This is a genomic window from Devosia sediminis (assembly GCF_016411825.1).
GTDB lineage: Bacteria > Pseudomonadota > Alphaproteobacteria > Rhizobiales > Devosiaceae > Devosia > Devosia sediminis.
The window spans coordinates 1-16,568 of sequence record NZ_JAEKMH010000005.1; the positions used below are offsets into that span (position 1 = coordinate 1).

The following is a 16,568-nucleotide window of genomic DNA, read 5'->3' on the forward strand; positions in this document are numbered from 1 at the left end:
GTCTGCCAAAAACACCCAATCTCTCAACGATAACCAAACCATCAAAAGCCCCGATCAATCGATCGGGGCTTTCGTGCATTCGGACACTGCCAGCGGGCGGAGCGCAGGTTGGACGACGTCATCTTCACCGCTGATTGCGAAAAGTGTTTCGGGCTCTGCTGTACCGCCCTGTCGTTCGAGCGCTCCAGCCAGTTCGGTCACGACAAGCTTGGCGGCGAACCCTGCCAGTACCTCGCGTCTGACTTTCGCTGCCGCATCCACGAGCGGCGGGAAGACCTCGGCTATGGCGGATGCGAGGCCTTCGATTGCATGGGTGCCGGACAAAGGGTGAGCGCTGCCTTCGCGCCGCTGAACTGGCGGCAGGATAGCGGCATTGCACGGCGGCTTCATGCGCGGTTTTCCCAGTTGCTCGCGCTGCAGGAGCTTCGCCAGGCTCTGGAGACGGCGACCAGGCTGGACCTGCCCAGCGATCTCCACACCCGCCGCCTGGCGCTGCTCCGTGACGTTGCCGAGGATGCAGACAGTCTCACAGTGGATGTGACGGCGACCGGCCAGGCCGTCCTCAACGAGGGTAGGACTTTTCTCCGGGGCCTTGCCGGTAGCGTCATCGCGTAATGCCTGCGCGACGATTGCCAGGGGTTGACCTCAACCGAGCAAACGCCATGCTTGCGGCACAATGTTTCGCCATCTCATGGGCCTCATGTTGCTGATCCGCACCCTTTTTCTCGCCCTTGTGATGCTCCTTCCTGCCTGGGCACAGGAGGCACCACCCAGTGTTGCGGCCGGTGACAGTTTGGCCGGGAGTTCGTCCGAACCGAGCGCCAACGCCGGCTCGGACGCGGCGATCCAGGATCTGATCGGAATTCTCGAAGACGATCAGGCGCGGGCGCGGCTGATCGAAACGCTCAAGCAATCTGCAGGAACCGAAGGCGCGACCGCGCCGACCGAGGCGCCGGCGGAAGCCGTCGCTCCTGCCGATGCAAGCTCGGACGTGACCATAGCGCCGCAACTGGCCGAGTACACGCAAGGGGTGGCCGAAGGCGCGGCGACAAACATAAGGGCGCTCGGCGTGGCGCTCGACAACATGCTCGATGTGCTGACCGGGCAAACGCCCGTCAACTGGGCAAAGCTGGGCGATTTCGCCATCAATATCGGTCTCGTCGTGGCCGGTCTCTTCGGCACCTATATCGTGCTGCGACTGCTCAGCGAGGCCATTGCGCGCCGCATGGTTGCCAAGTCCGACGCGGACGGGCTGTCCTGGCCGCGCAAGGTCCGGGGGCTCTTGCCACTTTTCCTCATGGATCTCGCCAGCGTCGGCATTGCTCTCGTCGTCGGGGGGCTCCTGGCCCTGTATACCGGCACCACGCCGGATGGACAGATGACCCCGAATGAAGCGCTGCTGCTCGGGGCTTTCCTCATCGTGGAAACAAGCCAGCTCGTGTTCCGCATGCTGCTGGTGCCCCGCAATCCGGCGCTGCGGCTGCTGCCGATCACCGATTACAATGCGGCCTACTGGTCGTTCTGGATGGAGCGGCTGATCTCGCTGGTGGGCTATACGTTCCTGTTCGTGGCGCCGATGCTGGCTCAGGTTTTTTCGCCGGCCGCAGGGATTGCGGCGCAGGTGCTGATCATGGGCACGGCGCTGACCGTCGTGATCGTCATCATCCTCCAGAATCGGGACGAAGTGCGAGCCTGGCTCAATGACGCTGCGATCAGGAGCAAGGGTGATGGCCTCGCGCGGTTCCTAGGCATTCTGGGAGCGCAATGGCATGTGCTGGCCATTGTCTACCTGCTGGTCCTCTTCGTTGTCTGGTTCGCCAATCCCTACGGCACGCTGCCCTTCATGCTCGGGGCGACGGTGCAATCTTTGATCGCGGTCGGCGTGGGCTCACTGGTTCTGTGGTTCATTGGCCGGTTCGTCACCGCCGGTCTCAGCCTGCCCCCGGATGTAAAGGAGCGGCTGCCATCGCTCGAAACGCGGCTCAAGTCGTTCGTGCCCGGCGTCATGATGGCCATTCGCTGGTTTGTCATGGCCGGCGTCGTCATCGCCGTCGGGCAGGCCTGGGGTCTGCTTGATTTCGTGGGCTGGCTCAGCACGGACGAGGGCATCTCGGTTTCCGGGTCAATCGTCTCGGCGGCCCTCATCATCCTCATCACCATCGTGCTCTACGTGGTGGTGGCATCGTGGGTGGAGTATCGGCTGAAGTCGCGCGAGGGCAAGGCGCCGACGGCGCGCGAAAAGACCCTGCTCAATCTCTTCAAGAACGCCTTCACCATCGTGCTGGCCGGGTTCGGCCTGATGCTGGCCTTGGCCCAGATCGGGGTCAACATCGCCCCGCTCCTGGCCGGTGCCGGCGTTGTCGGCCTTGCCATCGGCTTTGGCGCGCAGAAGCTCGTGCAGGACATCATTACCGGCATCTTCATCCAGTTCGAGAACATCATGAACGAAGGTGACGTGGTCGAGGTGGCGGGCAAGTCGGGCGTGGTGGAAAAGCTCACCATCCGCTCGGTGACCATTCGCGACATGTCGGGCACCGTGCACCTCATCCCGTTTTCCTCCGCCGATCAGGTCAGCAACATGATGCGCGGCTTCTCCTTCTATGTGTCGGAGGTCGAGATCGACTATGACAGCGATATCGAAGCGGCCAAACAGGCCATGCGCGACGCCTTCGCCAAGGTGATGGAAAACCAGGAATTCAGCGACGTCATCCTCGACGACCTCGACCTGCAGGGCTTGACGGCCATCACGCCGACCTCGGTGACGCTCCGCTCCCGCATCAAAACGCTGGCCGGCAAGCAATGGGGGCCGGGGCGTTTCTACAGCGAACTGCTGATGCATCTTTTCGCCGAGCGCGGCATCGATACGCCGACATCCAAGGTCCGCTATGTGCCGGGCAGGGGCGAAGCCAAGGGTCCGGAGCCGCTGCCTCCACCGTCGCCGCCTCCTCCTCCTGCCGGTGCCTGACGGCGATGTGATCGGGGCGCACCCCGGTGCCTTAAGGCCATCTTAATCGAATGCCTTAATGCTTTGATACGAACGCAGTCGCTCGCTGGACCAGTTCCGCCCCTCCCTGGGGACGGATCGATGATCGTCCGCAGGGAGCGGCATTTCGCGATCGTGACTTTCATGTGGTGCGTATCACGAGGCCCGAGATGATCCGAACCGGTGGTTCTTTGCCCCGAACCAAGACTTTTGCAGCCATGGTCCTGGCGATACTTGCAGGCATTGGCATGGCGGCGCCGGCCCAGGCCAACAGCGCCGATTTCGTGCGCGGCCTATGGCCCGAAGCGGAACGCGCCGGCGTCAGCCGGCAGGCCTTCGAGGCGGCTTTTGCCAGCTACAGCCCTATTCCGCAGGTGATCGAGCTCACGCGCAAGCAGCCCGAATTCACCCAGACGGTTCAGCAATATGTCGACAAGCGGGTCACTGCGGCGCAGGCCGGCAAGGGCCAGGCTATGCGCAGCGAATGGGCGCAGACGTTGGCCGGCGCTCAGCAGCGCTATGGTGTGCAGCCCGAGATCGTCCTTGCCATCTGGGGCATGGAGACCAATTTCGGCGGCTATATGGGTGGCAACAACACCATCCATGCCCTGGCCACCCTCACCGAGAACGGGTATCGCGAAAGCTTCTTCCGCAAGGAACTGGTGACGGCCCTTCGCATCGTGTCCGACGGCCATATCTCGCCGGGCTCGATGGTCGGCTCCTGGGCCGGCGCCATGGGGCATACCCAGTTCATGCCCTCGAGCTTCATGAGTTACGCCGTCGACTATAATGGCGACGGGCGCAAGGACATCTGGAACTCGGTGCCCGACGCCCTGGGCTCCACCGCCAACTATCTCAAGAGCTTCAATTGGCGCCCGGGCGAGACTTGGGGCTATGAGGTCAAGATCCCTGCCGGCTTCGATTTCGCGGCTGCCCGCGGCATGGAAAAGGCGCCGCTCAGCCAATGGCAGGCCATGGGCATTACGCGCATCTCGGGAAGCGCTTTTCCGCGCCCGACCGACATTGGCCGGCTCTACATGCCGGCCGGCGCGGCCGGCCCGGCTTTCCTGCTGCTGCCCAATTTCGATGTGATCAAGCGATACAACAATTCCGACAGCTATGCCTTGGCCGTCGGCCACCTGGCCGACCGGATCCTCGGTGGCGGTAGCTTCGTGACGCCCTGGCCCGCCGGCGACTATGCTCTCACCAAGGCGCAGCGGGGCGAGCTGCAGGCGCTGCTCGGCCGCGCCGGGTTCGACGTTGGTACACCCGATGGCGTCATCGGACCCAAGACCCGCGCCGGCATCGTCGCCTACCAGCAGGCCCGGGGCCTTGCCGCTGACGGACATGTGTCCGGCCTCTTGCTCGAACGTCTCAAGCGGTAGGAAACCGTTAACCCTCTGTTAACAAACTCGGTTCAAAATTTTCGGGCTTAAGTAGAGGGCAGGTCAGCGACCGAGATTTTGGCGCACCTGCCCTCGCCCATTTCGGCGCCTCAAAATCCCCGCCTTCCTCGTTCAAGACGCTCGCTCCCGCGCCGTCTCAACCATCAGATTTTCCGCCATGTTCGCTGCACGCTCCATCATTTCTGCCTTGCTCGCTCTGGTGCTGATCCTGCCCGCGCCGGCCTTTGCCGTCTCGATGATGGACCCATTCAACCTGCCGGCCGCGATGGATGCCGGAACGTCGAAGGTTGCCGATGGGGTGGCCTATGCCGACGGGCCGCGACATAAGCTGGACGTCTACGCGCCCGAGCAGCGCGGTGAGGCGGCGCCGGTGGTGTTCTTCATCTATGGCGGCGGCTGGAGTCGCGGCGACCGGGCCGACTACCAGTTCGTGGGCCGGGCCCTGGCCTCGCGCGGCTTCGTCGCTGTCATCGCCGACTATCGGCTGGTGCCGGAAGTGCGCTATCCGGATTTTTTGACCGACAGCGCCAATGCGCTGCGCTGGGTGCAGGACAATATCGCCAATTACGGCGGCGATCCCAACCGCCTGTTCCTCGCGGGGCATTCGGCAGGCGCCTATAATGCCGTGATGCTGGCACTCGACCCGTCCTTCCGCATGGAATACGGCGTGACTATGCCGATCCTGGCCGTGGCGGCGCTGTCGGGCCCCTATGATTTCTATCCGTTTGAATATTTCGAGGTGCAGGAAGCGTTTGGGCAGGCGCCGAACCCGCAGGGAACGCAGCCGATCAACCTGATTACCGCCAGCGCGCCGCCCATGTATCTGGCGACCGGCACCAGCGATCCGATCGTGCGGATGCAGAATACCGAGAATTTTGCCGGCCGCTTGCGGGCCCAGGGCGTGTGGGTGACGACCCAATATTACGAGGGCTTCGGGCATATGGAGCCGGTGATTGCCATGGGCGCTATGTGGCGCTGGCGTATGCCGGTGCTCGACGACATGGTGGGTTTCTTTCAGCGCTTCGGCGCCTTCCCCAGTGGCGTGCCCTATCTTGCCGTAGCGCCCGAGGCACCCGAAATGCTGCCCGACTCTGTGGCGCCGACCGAGGAAGTCATCGACAAGCTCAACGCCATGTTCCAGCCCATCGAGGAATAGGCGCCTGGCTATGCCCGCTGCCGGACTGACACCACCCTTTATGCGGGCTTTATGTCGGGCGTGATCTTCCGTATGGATATTTTACGCCGGTAAGGTGGATTGTCCGGGCCTCACTTCTGGAGGCTCGACAATGTTCGACATCTTCTTCCTGGCGCTGGGCGTCGGGTTTTTCATCCTGACTTTTGCCCTTACGCGTCTGCTGGCCCGGGTCTAGCGTCATGCTGACCCTTGTCTGGGGGCTCGGCGCCCTCGTCATCGCCGTCTACATGGGCGTAGCCCTGTTCCGGCCCGACAAATTCTAGCGGACATCCTAAAATGAACTGGCAAGGCTGGGCGGAAATCGCCCTGACCCTGGGCCTGGCCCTCGCTCTGGGCTGGCCCCTGGGTATTTTCATGTCGCGCGTCTGGAACGGAGAAACCACCTGGCTCGACCCGGTGGTGAAGCCAGTCGAGCGTGCTTTCTACGCTGCGTCGGGCGTCGATCCCAGGAAGTCGCAGACCTGGCTCGGCTATGGCGCGTCGCTTATCGCCTTCAATCTTGCAGGCTTCCTCCTGCTCTATGCCATGCTGCGGATGCAGGGCGTGCTGCCCCTCAACCCACAGGGCTTTTCCGGTGTCTCGCCCGATCTCGCCTTCAATACGGCGGTGAGCTTCGTCACCAATACCAATTGGCAGAGCTATGGCGGCGAAACCACCATGAGCCACTTCACCCAGATGGTGGGGCTGACCGTCCAAAACTTCGTCTCGGCAGCGACCGGCGCGGCTATCGCGGCGGCGCTCGCCCGCGCCTTTGCCGGTAACAGGCTCATCGGCATCGGCAATTTCTGGGCCGACCTCATTCGCACCACGCTCTATGTGCTGCTGCCGCTCTCCATCGTTCTTGCCATCGCGCTGATGGGCATGGGCGTGGTGCAGTCGCTGCAGGCTTCGGTGACGGCCACGACGCTCGAGGGCGCGAGCCAGACGATTTCGGTGGCGCCGACCGCCAGCCAGTTGGCCATCAAGCAGCTCGGCATCAATGGCGGCGGCATTTTCAATGCCAATTCCGCGCATCCCTTCGAGAACCCGACGCCGCTCAGCAACCTGGTAACGGCCGTAGCCATCAACGTGCTTGGCTGGGCCGCTTTCTTCGCCTTCGGGCGAACTGCGATTGCCCGAAAGGATATTCGCGCGCTGGCGACGGCGGCCATCGTCATCCTGGCGGCCGGTGCTGCGATCATTTACGTGTCCGAGGCTCAGCCGGCTCCGGCGCTTGTCGCGGCAGGCATCGAGAACCCGGTCAACATGGAAGGCAAGGAAACACGCTTCGGCCTCGCCTCCTCCGCTGCCTGGGCCGCGCAGACAACCGGCGCCTCCAATGGTTCGGTCAATGGCATGCTGGACAGCTTCTCACCCCTGGGTGGCGGCATGACCATGCTGCTGATGATGCTGGGCGAAATCCTGCCCGGTGGCGTCGGTTCGGGGATTGCCATCATGGTCGTCATGGCGGTGCTCGCGGTCTTCGTGGCCGGGCTCATGGTCGGGCGGACGCCCGAATATCTGGGCAAGAAGATCGAGGCGCGCGAAATCCAGTTCGCTATGGTGGCGCTGCTGATCGTGCCGCTCTCGACGCTGGGTTGGGCGGCGCTGACCGTCGCCGTGCCTGGTGGGCTCGCCAGCCTCTTCAATCCCGGCGCCCATGGCCTCAGCGAGCTGCTCTACGCCTTCACCTCGGCCACCGCCAACAATGGTTCGGCCTTTGGCGGCATCTCGGCGAACGTGCCGTGGTGGAATGGCGCTCTGGGCATGGCCATGCTGATGGGGCGCTTCGTGCCCATCGTCGCGGTTCTCGCCATTGCCGGCTCAATCGCCGCTAAACCCAAACTGGCGCCGAGCGCCGGCACCCTGCCAACCTCAGGAACGCTCTTCGTCGGCCTCCTGATCGGCATCATCATCATCCTGGGCGCGCTGCAATACTTCCCGGCGCTCGCCCTCGGCCCTGTTGTCGAGCACTTCCAGGTGCTCGAGGCACTGGCCAAGTGAGGTACGCATCATGACCACAATGGACTTCTACGCCGAGGGAAACCGCCCCAGGCGGCTGGCCGAGAGCTTTTCCCCGGCCATGCTGGGCCGGGCGCTGGGCGAGGCCTTTATCAAGCTCAATCCGCAAAAGCTGCTCGGCAATCCGGTCATCCTCGCCACGGAACTTGTGGCGGCGCTGGCCACCATCTCTGCAGCGGTGAACGTCGCCAATGGGGAAGGGGGTGGCTTTGCCGTGGCCGTGGCTCTCTGGCTCTGGGCCACTGTGCTGTTCGCCAATTTTGCCGAAAGTATTGCGGAAGGGCGGGGTAAGGCGGCGGCGGACAGCCTCCGTGCCACCCGCACCACGACCAAGGCCAAGCTGATCGTTGACGAAAAGCAGGGCCTCATCGTGCCGACACCGGCGCATGAACTGGGCCTCAACCAGGTTATTCTGGTCGAGGCAGGCGACGTCATCCCGGTCGATGGCGAGATCATCGAAGGCGTGGCCTCGGTCAACGAGGCAGCCATAACAGGGGAAAGCGCTCCGGTCATCCGGGAGTCGGGTGGCGACCGCTCGGCGGTCACCGGCGGCACAACCGTGGTCTCGGACTGGATCAAGGTGCGCGTCACCGCCCAGCCTGGCTCGACCTTCCTTGATCGCATGATCGCCATGGTGGAAGGCGCCGACCGGCGCAAGACGCCCAACGAGATCGCTCTGGCCGTGCTGCTGGCCGGCCTGACGCTGATCTTCCTGATCGCCGCCGTGACCCTCCTGGCCTTTGCCGCCTATTCAGGCATCGCGCTCGATCCGGTGGTGCTCGGCGCGCTCTTTGTGTGTCTCATCCCGACCACGATTGGCGGCCTCCTTTCGGCCGTTGGCATTGCCGGCATGGATCGGCTCTTGAAGGTCAATGTGCTTGCTACTTCGGGCCGCGCCGTGGAAGCCGCAGGCGACGTTGATACGCTGCTGCTCGACAAGACCGGCACCATCACCTTCGGCAATCGCATGGCGACAGAAGTCGTGCCGGTGTCAGGTGTGCGCGACGAGGTGGCCCTGCGCGCCGCCATCATGGCCTCGCTCGGCGACGAAACGCCGGAAGGCCGCTCGATCATTGAGCTCGGCCGCAACACGGGCATCGCCGCAGAAGCGCCTGTGGGCGGCACGGTGATCCCATTCTCCGCGACGACGCGTCTTTCTGGTCTCGACGCCGATGGCAAGAGCTGGCGCAAGGGTTCCGTCGATGCGGTGCTGAAACTCATCGGTCGCCCTGAAACCGAGCTGCCCGCGCAGTTTCGCCAGGCAGTGGACCGCATTGCCCGCTCCGGCGGCACGCCGCTGGCGGTCACCGAAGGGGGTAACCTTGTCGGGGTCATTCACCTCAAGGACGTTGTGAAGCCCGGCGTCGCGGCGCGTTTTGCAGAACTTAGGAAAATGGGTCTGCGCACGGTGATGATCACCGGCGACAATCCAGTGACCGCCGCTGCCATTGCCGCCGAGGCCGGGGTGGACGACTTCCTCGCCGAAGCCACGCCCGAGGACAAGCTGCGCCTGATCCGCGAGGAACAGGGCAAAGGCCGGTTGGTCGCCATGTGTGGCGACGGCGCCAATGACGCACCCGCACTGGCGCAGGCCGATGTCGGCGTTGCCATGCAGACCGGTGCCCAGGCCGCCCGCGAGGCGGGAAACATGGTCGATCTCGACAGCGACCCGACCAAGGTCATCGAGATCGTCGAGGTGGGCAAGCAGATGCTGATCACCCGTGGGGCGCTGACCACCTTCTCCATCGCCAATGATGTAGCCAAGTACTTTGCCATCATCCCGGCTTTGTTCATGACAGTGCTGCCGCAATTGGGGGCGCTCAATGTCATGGGCCTGTCGAGCCCGGAAAGCGCAATCCTCTCGGCGGTGATCTTCAACGCGCTCGTCATCGTGGCGCTGATCCCGCTGGCCCTGCGCGGCGTCAAATACCGGGCCGTTGGGGCAGGGGCGCTACTCTCGCGCAACCTCCTGATCTACGGCCTCGGCGGGCACGTGGCGCCGTTCATCGGCATCAAGATCATCGACATGATCCTCGTCGCCCTCGGGCTGACGTAAGAAAGGACAGAACATGCTCAACCAAACAAGACCGGCAGTGGTCTCCATGCTGCTCTTCACCCTGCTGCTCGGCGGCGTCTACCCGGCCGTGGTGACCGGGGCCGGCGGGCTGCTGTTCCCCGCCCAGGCCGAGGGATCGCTGCTGCGAGACGATGCAGGGAGGGTGGTGGGATCGCGGCTCATCGGCCAGGTCACGACGACGCCGGAATATCTCTGGCCGCGGCCCTCCGCGGCCGGCGATGGCTACAATGCGGCCGGCTCCTCCGGCTCCAATCTCGGGCCGCTCAATCCCGCACTGGCCGAACGCGTGACTGCCGATGCGGACGCGATTCGGGCCTATGCCCCGGACGGAGCTATTCCGTCCGATGCGGTGACGACCTCGGGCTCCGGCCTCGATCCGGAAATCTCGCCCGAATTCGCCGCGCTGCAGGTGGATCGTATCGCCGAGGCGCGCAGAATCGCGGCGGACGAGGTGCGAGCTGTGATCGCTGAAAATACCGAGCAGCCACTGCTTGGGTTTATCGGCCAGCCGCGTGTAAATGTGCTGCTGACAAATGTCGCGCTGGATCGGCTCCATCCGGTGGCAGCCGCGGAGTAGACTAAGGCATGGAAGAGATCCGGCGCCCTGACCCCGACAGCCTTCTGGCGGCGACGCAGAAGGCGCAGCGTGGCCGTCTCAAGGTGTTCCTCGGCATGGCGCCGGGCGTCGGCAAGACCTATGAAATGCTGCGTCAGGCCCGCCGCCGCAAGGCCGACGGGCTCGATGTCGTGATCGGTCTCGTCGAAACGCATGGGCGCAAGGAAACCGAGAGCCTGCTGCGCGGCATGGATGTGCTGCCGCGCCAGCCCATCGAACATCGGGGCCGGACCCTTCTCGAATTCGATCTCGATGCTGCTCTCGCGCGAAAGCCGGAATTGCTGGTCGTCGATGAATATGCCCATTCCAACGCGCCGGGCTCGCGCCATCCGAAGCGGTGGCAGGATGTCGAGGAACTCCTCGACGCCGGGATCGACGTCTGGACGACACTCAACGTCCAGCACCTCGAAAGCCTCGTCGATGTGGTCCTGAGGATCACCGGCGTGCGCCAGCGCGAAACGGTGCCCGACAGCGCTCTGTCGCGGGCCGACGACATCGAAGTCATCGACATAACCCCGGACGAGTTGCGCGAGCGCATGGCGGCCGGCAAGGTCTATGTCCCCGAGACAGCGCGGCTGGCGGCCGACAATTTCTTCAAGCCTGAAAATCTTACGGCCCTGCGTGAACTGGCGCTGCGCCGCGCCGCGCAGACGGTGGACGACCAGCTCAACGCGGCCATGCGGGTCAAAGGGCTCGAAGGCCCGTGGGCCGCTGGCGACCGCATTCTCGTGTTGGTGGCCGACGACGCCATGGCCTCGGCGCTGGTGCGGCAGGGTCGACGCCTTTCCGACACCATGAAGGATGCGCCCTGGATCGTCGCGCATGTGGCGCGAAGCAGGGGTGAAGACGAGGCCGCGACGACCTCCCAACTTACCGACGCTCTGAAGCTTGCCGAGCAACTGGGCGCGACGACGCTGGTGCTCAACGGCAGCGACCTCGTCGCCGCCGTGTTGCGCTATGCGGGGCAGAACAACGTCACCCAGATCGTCATCGGCAAGGGCCGGGACAGCCGGTTGCGCGAAATGCTGGGCCTGTCACTGGCCTCCGAACTACTGCGCGCCGCGCGCGGCGTCGCCATCCATGTGGTGACCGAGGGCGGCCAGTCGGCCACCCCGGCGCGGCGACGCCCGTGGCTGGGCGGCTTGCGGCGCGGCTGGCAATCCCATCTCGTCGGGCTTGTCTATGTGGGCATGGCGACGGGCATCGCCTATCTCCTCGACTTGCAATTCGAACGTGCCGACCTCGGCATGATCTATCTCGCGGCGATCCTCGCGGCCGCCATTCTCCATGGCCTGGCGCCGGGTCTTGTTGCTGCGGTCTGCGCTTTCCTGCTCTACAACCTGTTGTTCCTCAGTCCGCGCTATAGCTTCGCCATTGGCTCCCCCACCGACATCCTGACGCTGCTGGTCTTTCTCGCGGTGGCTTTGGCCACGGGCATTCTTGCCGGCCGTTCGCGCGACCGCGCGCGTGATGCGCAGCGCCGCGCCGCAGATGTCGCGTCCCTGCTGGTGGCCACGCGGGCCTTTTCACGCGCGCCGACCCGTGCCGATGCGGCCAGGGCGCTTGCTGAACAGGCCACCGCGACGACGGGAGCAAAGTCGATGGTGCTTCTGCCGCGCGAGGGTGACCTCGAGCCGGTCGCCGGCGCCCCTGAGCTGGCCCAGCTCGGCGCCGGGGCGATGGCGGCGGCACGCTGGGCCTGGGAACGGGGTGAGCCGGCGGGCGAGGGCACCGGCACCCTGCCGCAGACCAGTTGGACCTTCCGGCCGCTGCAGGGCGTGCGCAGCCGCACCGGCGTGCTCGGCGTCGAACATCTGTCCGCCCTGCCGGGTTCGGACCAGGAAAAGCTGGTAACGGCGCTGGCCGATGGTGGCGGCGTCGCGATCGAGCGGGCAGAACTGGCGCTGCAATCGGTGGAGGCCGAGGCGCTGCGCCGCTCCGACCGCTTCCGGACAACACTGCTGAACTCGGTCAGCCATGACCTGCGGACGCCGCTCTCCACGGTCCTGGGTGCATCGTCCACCCTGATCGAACTCGGCGATCGACTTGCCCCAGAGGTCAAGGACGACCTCGTCGTCTCCATCCGCGAGGAGGCCGAGCGGCTCAACCACTATATCGGCAACCTGCTCGATATGAGCCGGCTCGAAGGCGGCGGGGTAAAGCTCCGGCTCGAACCGGCCAGTGTGGAAACCATTCTGCGCACCGCCGCCAGTCGGCTCAGCCGGCGCCTCGGCGAGCATTCGGTGGCCTATGATTTCCCCGCGGCCCTGCCCGACGTCGTGGTAGATCCGGGGCTTTTGGAGCAGGCGGTGGTCAACATCCTTGAAAACGCCATAGCCTATTCGCCCGACAATACCGAGATCAGCATCGCGGCCTATGAGGACCGTGCCAAGGTGGTGATCAGCATCGAGGACGAGGGCAAAGGCATTCCCACTGCCGAGCTGGAGCGCGTCTTCGACAAGTTCCGGCGGCTTGAAGAACCGACGGATCGCGGCAAGGGTGTGGGCTTGGGCCTCTCCATCACCAGAGGCTTTATCGAGGCGATGGGCGGCACGATCGTCGCGGCCAGCCCTATTCACGGTGACAAGGGCACGCGTATGCTGATCGCCCTCAACAAGTCCGATGCCGACATCTGGAAGCCCGCGTGAACCAACCCCTTGGCCGTATTCTCGTCATCGACGACGAACCGCAGATTCATCGCTTTCTCGGCCCTGCCCTGGATGCGGCAGGGTACCAGCATCACCGCGCCGACAATGGCGTGCAGGGCCTGCGCGAAATTGCCACCTGGAGCCCGGATGTCGTGATCCTGGATCTGGGGCTTCCAGACATGGACGGCAAGGACGTGCTCGTCAAGGCACGTGCCTTCTATGATGGACCGCTCCTCGTCCTTTCGGCGCGCGACAAGGAAGGCGAAAAGATCGAAGCCTTCGAGCGCGGAGCCGATGATTATGTCGAAAAGCCCTTCGGCATCGGCGAACTGCTCGCCCGGATCAAAGCGGCCCTCCGTCACCGGTCCGGGCCTCAGCCAGTGCAATCGAAAGTTTCCTTCGGCGGTGTCGAGGTCGATCTCGATCTTCGCTACGTGACGCGAGACGGCGAGCCGGTTCGATTGCCGCCCAAGGAATATGCCCTCCTAACGCGCCTCATTTCAGGCAATGGCAAGGTGCTCACCCACAAGGATCTGCTGGTCGCAGTATGGGGGCCGGCGCATGCGGAGGACACTCAATACCTCCGCGTCGCCATCGGGCAATTGCGCCAGAAGCTCGAGGCCGACCCCGCAGCGCCTGCCCATATCGTCACCGAACCCGGCATCGGGTACCGGCTGCGGCGCTGATTGCGGCTGCGGGCCTATCTTTGCGGGGTGACGACGACCGATTCTGCCGAGCGCTTGCTGGGCCCGTGGAACACCGCCTCGATATTGTTGCCGTCCGGGTCAAGGACGAAACAGCCATAATAGCCGGGGTGATAATCCCGGGGACCGGGCGCGCCATTGTCGACGCCGCCTGCCGCCAGCGCGGCCTTGTGGAAGGCGTCGACTGTGGCCTGGTCCTTGGCCTGAAAGGCCAGGTGCACGTGGCTGGGCGTGGTCTTTGCGTCCGCCGCATCGACGAAAAGTTCATCGGCCTGGAACCAGCCCTCTCCCTTGGCGGTGATGGGAATGCCGAGCACGGCCAGCACCTTCTCATAGAAGAAGCGGGTATTGGCGAGATTGCGGGCGCGCAGATGCACATGATCGATCAGGCGGCCGGTGTGATATTGCATCGTATCTTTCCTCGGATCGGACAAGGCAAGGCCGCCCGGCATGACGACCGGGCGGCCTGGTATCGCTGAACGAACGGCGCCTTACTCGGCTTCGTCGGCCGGGGCGGAATTGAGCTGGCCGTACTTTTCCGGCCCGATCTTTTCGAGCAGTTCGAGTTGGGTTTCGAGGAAGTCGATATGACCTTCCTCGTCGGTCAGCAGTTCCTCGAAGAGGTTCTTGGAGACGTAGTCGCCCAGTTCCTCGCAGAGTTCGCGGCTGGCCTTGTAAGCCTTGCGGGCGTCGTATTCACCGGCGAGGTCGGCTTCGAGCACTTCCTTGATGGTCTGGCCGATCCGGAGCGGCGCGACGCGCTGCAGGTTGGGATGGCCTTCGAGGAAAATGATGCGTTCGATCAGCCGGTCGGCGTGATGCATTTCTTCAATCGACTCGGCGCGTTCCTTGGCGGCGAGGCGCTTGTAGCCCCAGTCGTCCAGGAGGCGGTAGTGCACCCAATACTGATTGACTGCGCCGAGCTCGAGGAAAAGGGCCTCGTTAAGCCGCTCGATGACTTGTGCTTCGCCTTTCACGACGTACTCCGTTCCGTTGCTTTTTGAGCTTTTCCAGCCCCGTCTGGAGCTCGACGAGCTCCGCTGGCTGATGGGCTTGCTGTGCTTGGTAATTTTCGGTGACGCGGACGATAATGTCCACCACATTCGGCACGCAACCCGAGCATTTCGCACGGCGGTTGAGTTCGGCGTAGACCTTGGCGGGAACCACGAGCTGCCAGGGATCGGCCTTGAGCAGGTCGAGCACGATATCCTCGATCTCCTTCGAGGTAATCATGTTGCATTGGCAGACGAGCATGGCAGGGGCCAGGAATGAGGTCTCAACGCGCCGTATAAACGCCCCTCATTCCTGAATGTCAACGTCATAAAATGCCGCAATGGGTGCTGCATGGCCATGCGAGAGGAAACCTGGGAGGAAGCCGGCTCGTTGCTTGGACAATAGCAGGGGACCGATCATCACTTTCTTCGATTTCATCAGCGCGGCTGTGCCCAAAGATCGGAGCGTGGAGCGCGTAGCCAGCGGTTTGGCCTATGGCAGTATCGAGCGGCAAAAGCTCGATATCTACCGGCCACGGCACACCGGCGGCACACCGCTGCCGGTGATAGTGTTCTTCTATGGCGGCGCCTGGAGCGATGGCACGCGACGCCACTATGGCTTTGCCGCCCATGCGCTGGCTAGTCTCGGCTACGTGGTCGTGGTGCCCGACTATCGGCTGGTGCCCAATGTCGAGTATCCCGAATTCCTGCGCGACTGCGCATCGGCCGTTCACTGGGTGAGCCGCGAAATCGCGGCCCATGGCGGGGACCCGAGACGGCTGGTGCTCGCCGGTCATTCGGCCGGCGCCTTCAATGCAGCGAGCCTGGCGCTGGACCCGCGCTGGCTCGCCGATGCAGCCGTGCAGAAGTGCATCGTGGGCGCCATCGGCCTTTCCGGGCCGTACGATTTCTTCCCCTTCGACGGTCCGATCTCGATCCGGGTCTTCGGCCAGGCGGAAGATCCCGAGAGCACGCAGCCGATCAATCACGTCGATGTCCAGTCGCCGCCCATGCTGTTGGTTTCGGGTGGGCGGGACGAGCTTGTCCTGCCCAAGAACAGTCTCAACCTGGGAGCGAAGCTGACGGCTGCCGGAGTGTCTGCGCGGGTCAGGATCTATCCCCGCCTGCGCCATGCAGGGACGCTGTTTGCGCTCAGCCTGCCGCTGCGCTGGCTGGCGCCGGTGCGGCAGGACTGCTCGGACTTTCTGGCCGAGGTTACAGCTCCCCGGATCGCGGCGAGACCGGAGCCTGCTGGCGCTGTCGCGCCGCGATGACGGCGGCCGAGGCCGCTGTGCGGTGCGAGGACGAGAAGAATTCGCGATGTGCCAGGATCAGAACCGTGACCAGGCAGGTGGCCAGGGCCAGCCATTCGGAGACGAACCAGGCGACGGTGGCAACCGAGAAATAGTAGGCGCGGATCCCGGAATTGAAATTGCGTGCGCCCAGCGCATTCATCTGGGCGATGGCTTCGATTTCCTCTTCGGTGGTGACCCGGTCGCGGTCGATGGCGCCGAGCATGATGCAGAAGTGGTTGAACTGGCGCAGCGACAGGGTGAAGGCGAAAAAGGCCATGACGAACATGGCCAGCATGACGCCGAGATGGATCTGCACGTCGAGCACGGAATACTGGCGTTCGAGCGAGAGCGATTCCAGCGCATCCATCAGCGCCGGCAATTGCCCGAAGACGGCGAACACGGCCAGCACGAGTAGTACTGAGGTGGAGGCCAGGAAGCTCACCGACCCCATGATATTGCCCGAAAGGATGGCGTCGAACGGGGATTCACGGCGTGTCGCGTTCGCCACCCAGCGCCGCCGCTGCATGTTCATGATGACCGAGAGCGACGGGCGCCGCTTTTCCACGAGCGGGACGACGATGTTGTAGGCGAAATAGGCGAGGAGCGGGAAAATGGAGATGAGCAGGGTGTTCACGCAAGGGCTCCGGGCGG

Annotated in this window: 15 protein-coding genes; 11 read left to right on the plus strand and 4 right to left on the minus strand. The window is 64.0% G+C overall.

The window, feature by feature from the left end; genetic code table 11:
• The first annotated feature begins 108 nt into the window (after window positions 1–108).
• From JEQ47_RS18275 to JEQ47_RS18315, 10 genes are all read left to right on the plus strand, one after another.
• Entirely contained in the window at window positions 109–615 is a 507-nt protein-coding gene (locus tag JEQ47_RS18275) for a hypothetical protein (protein ID WP_198877885.1), read from the plus strand.
• A 61-nt stretch (window positions 616–676) separates the two neighbouring features.
• Window positions 677–2,965, plus strand: coding sequence for a mechanosensitive ion channel domain-containing protein (locus JEQ47_RS18280; RefSeq protein WP_198877886.1), 2,289 nt, complete (start codon window positions 677–679; stop codon window positions 2,963–2,965).
• A 236-nt stretch (window positions 2,966–3,201) separates the two neighbouring features.
• Complete coding sequence (locus tag JEQ47_RS18285; protein WP_236020968.1) at window positions 3,202–4,368, plus strand: lytic murein transglycosylase; 1,167 nt, start codon at window positions 3,202–3,204, stop codon at window positions 4,366–4,368.
• Between the two features lie 178 nt (window positions 4,369–4,546).
• Window positions 4,547–5,545, plus strand: coding sequence for an alpha/beta hydrolase (locus tag JEQ47_RS18290; RefSeq protein ID WP_236020969.1), 999 nt, complete (start codon window positions 4,547–4,549; stop codon window positions 5,543–5,545).
• 218 nt (window positions 5,546–5,763) lie between these two features.
• On the plus strand, window positions 5,764–5,847 hold the full coding sequence (locus tag JEQ47_RS21220) for a potassium-transporting ATPase subunit F (protein ID WP_407931794.1): 84 nt from the start codon (window positions 5,764–5,766) through the stop codon (window positions 5,845–5,847).
• A gap of 13 nt (window positions 5,848–5,860) precedes the next feature.
• The gene (gene kdpA / locus JEQ47_RS18295; RefSeq protein WP_198877888.1) at window positions 5,861–7,567 is read left to right on the plus strand and encodes a potassium-transporting ATPase subunit KdpA; all 1,707 of its coding nucleotides are present in this window, start codon (window positions 5,861–5,863) and stop codon (window positions 7,565–7,567) included.
• Window positions 7,568–7,586: 19 nt separating this feature from the next.
• On the plus strand, window positions 7,587–9,641 hold the full coding sequence (gene kdpB, locus JEQ47_RS18300; protein ID WP_198878041.1) for a potassium-transporting ATPase subunit KdpB: 2,055 nt from the start codon (window positions 7,587–7,589) through the stop codon (window positions 9,639–9,641).
• 13 nt (window positions 9,642–9,654) lie between these two features.
• Window positions 9,655–10,239, plus strand: a complete 585-nt coding sequence (kdpC, locus tag JEQ47_RS18305; RefSeq protein WP_198877889.1) for a potassium-transporting ATPase subunit KdpC — start codon at window positions 9,655–9,657, stop codon at window positions 10,237–10,239.
• 8 nt (window positions 10,240–10,247) lie between these two features.
• Window positions 10,248–12,926, plus strand: a complete 2,679-nt coding sequence (locus JEQ47_RS18310; RefSeq protein WP_198877890.1) for a DUF4118 domain-containing protein — start codon at window positions 10,248–10,250, stop codon at window positions 12,924–12,926.
• Window positions 12,923–13,612, plus strand: coding sequence for a response regulator (locus JEQ47_RS18315; protein WP_198877891.1), 690 nt, complete (start codon window positions 12,923–12,925; stop codon window positions 13,610–13,612). Before JEQ47_RS18310 ends, JEQ47_RS18315 begins: the two co-directional genes overlap by 4 nt.
• Before the next feature lie 14 nt (window positions 13,613–13,626).
• On the opposite strand, the gene JEQ47_RS18320 is transcribed toward JEQ47_RS18315, so the two are convergent.
• From JEQ47_RS18320 to JEQ47_RS20835, 3 genes are all read right to left on the minus strand, one after another.
• Window positions 13,627–14,040: a VOC family protein gene (locus JEQ47_RS18320; protein WP_198877892.1), complete on the minus strand. Its 414-nt coding sequence runs from the start codon at window positions 14,038–14,040 to the stop codon at window positions 13,627–13,629.
• A gap of 81 nt (window positions 14,041–14,121) precedes the next feature.
• Window positions 14,122–14,607 (minus strand): bacterioferritin, encoded by a 486-nt coding sequence (gene bfr / locus JEQ47_RS18325; RefSeq protein WP_198877893.1) that lies wholly within the window; start codon window positions 14,605–14,607, stop codon window positions 14,122–14,124.
• Window positions 14,573–14,833 (minus strand): (2Fe-2S)-binding protein, encoded by a 261-nt coding sequence (locus JEQ47_RS20835; RefSeq protein WP_407931793.1) that lies wholly within the window; start codon window positions 14,831–14,833, stop codon window positions 14,573–14,575. Before JEQ47_RS20835 ends, bfr begins: the two co-directional genes overlap by 35 nt.
• Window positions 14,834–15,017: 184 nt before the next feature.
• Here JEQ47_RS20835 and JEQ47_RS18335 point away from each other — a divergent pair, with 184 nt between their 5' ends.
• On the plus strand, window positions 15,018–15,896 hold the full coding sequence (locus JEQ47_RS18335) for an alpha/beta hydrolase (protein WP_198877895.1): 879 nt from the start codon (window positions 15,018–15,020) through the stop codon (window positions 15,894–15,896).
• On the opposite strand, the gene JEQ47_RS18340 is transcribed toward JEQ47_RS18335, so the two are convergent.
• The gene (locus JEQ47_RS18340; protein WP_198877896.1) at window positions 15,838–16,551 is read right to left on the minus strand and encodes a DUF599 domain-containing protein; all 714 of its coding nucleotides are present in this window, start codon (window positions 16,549–16,551) and stop codon (window positions 15,838–15,840) included. The two genes, JEQ47_RS18335 and JEQ47_RS18340, sit on opposite strands and share 59 nt — an antisense overlap.
• Between the last annotated feature and the right edge of the window lie 17 nt (window positions 16,552–16,568).

Bases quoted from the DNA above. Each gene is read 5' to 3' on its own strand.
- kdpC (WP_198877889.1), top strand. From the start codon at position 9,655: ATGCTCAACCAAACAAGACCGGCAGTGGTCTCCATGCTGCTCTTCACC.
- JEQ47_RS21220 (WP_407931794.1), top strand. From the start codon at position 5,764: ATGCTGACCCTTGTCTGGGGGCTCGGCGCCCTCGTCATCGCCGTCTAC.
- kdpB (WP_198878041.1), top strand. From the start codon at position 7,587: ATGGACTTCTACGCCGAGGGAAACCGCCCCAGGCGGCTGGCCGAGAGC.
- JEQ47_RS18285 (WP_236020968.1), top strand. From the start codon at position 3,202: ATGGTCCTGGCGATACTTGCAGGCATTGGCATGGCGGCGCCGGCCCAG.
- JEQ47_RS18280 (WP_198877886.1), top strand. From the start codon at position 677: ATGTTTCGCCATCTCATGGGCCTCATGTTGCTGATCCGCACCCTTTTT.
- JEQ47_RS18290 (WP_236020969.1), top strand. From the start codon at position 4,547: ATGTTCGCTGCACGCTCCATCATTTCTGCCTTGCTCGCTCTGGTGCTG.
- JEQ47_RS18320 (WP_198877892.1), bottom strand. From the start codon at position 14,040: ATGCAATATCACACCGGCCGCCTGATCGATCATGTGCATCTGCGCGCC.
- JEQ47_RS18310 (WP_198877890.1), top strand. From the start codon at position 10,248: ATGGAAGAGATCCGGCGCCCTGACCCCGACAGCCTTCTGGCGGCGACG.
- kdpA (WP_198877888.1), top strand. From the start codon at position 5,861: ATGAACTGGCAAGGCTGGGCGGAAATCGCCCTGACCCTGGGCCTGGCC.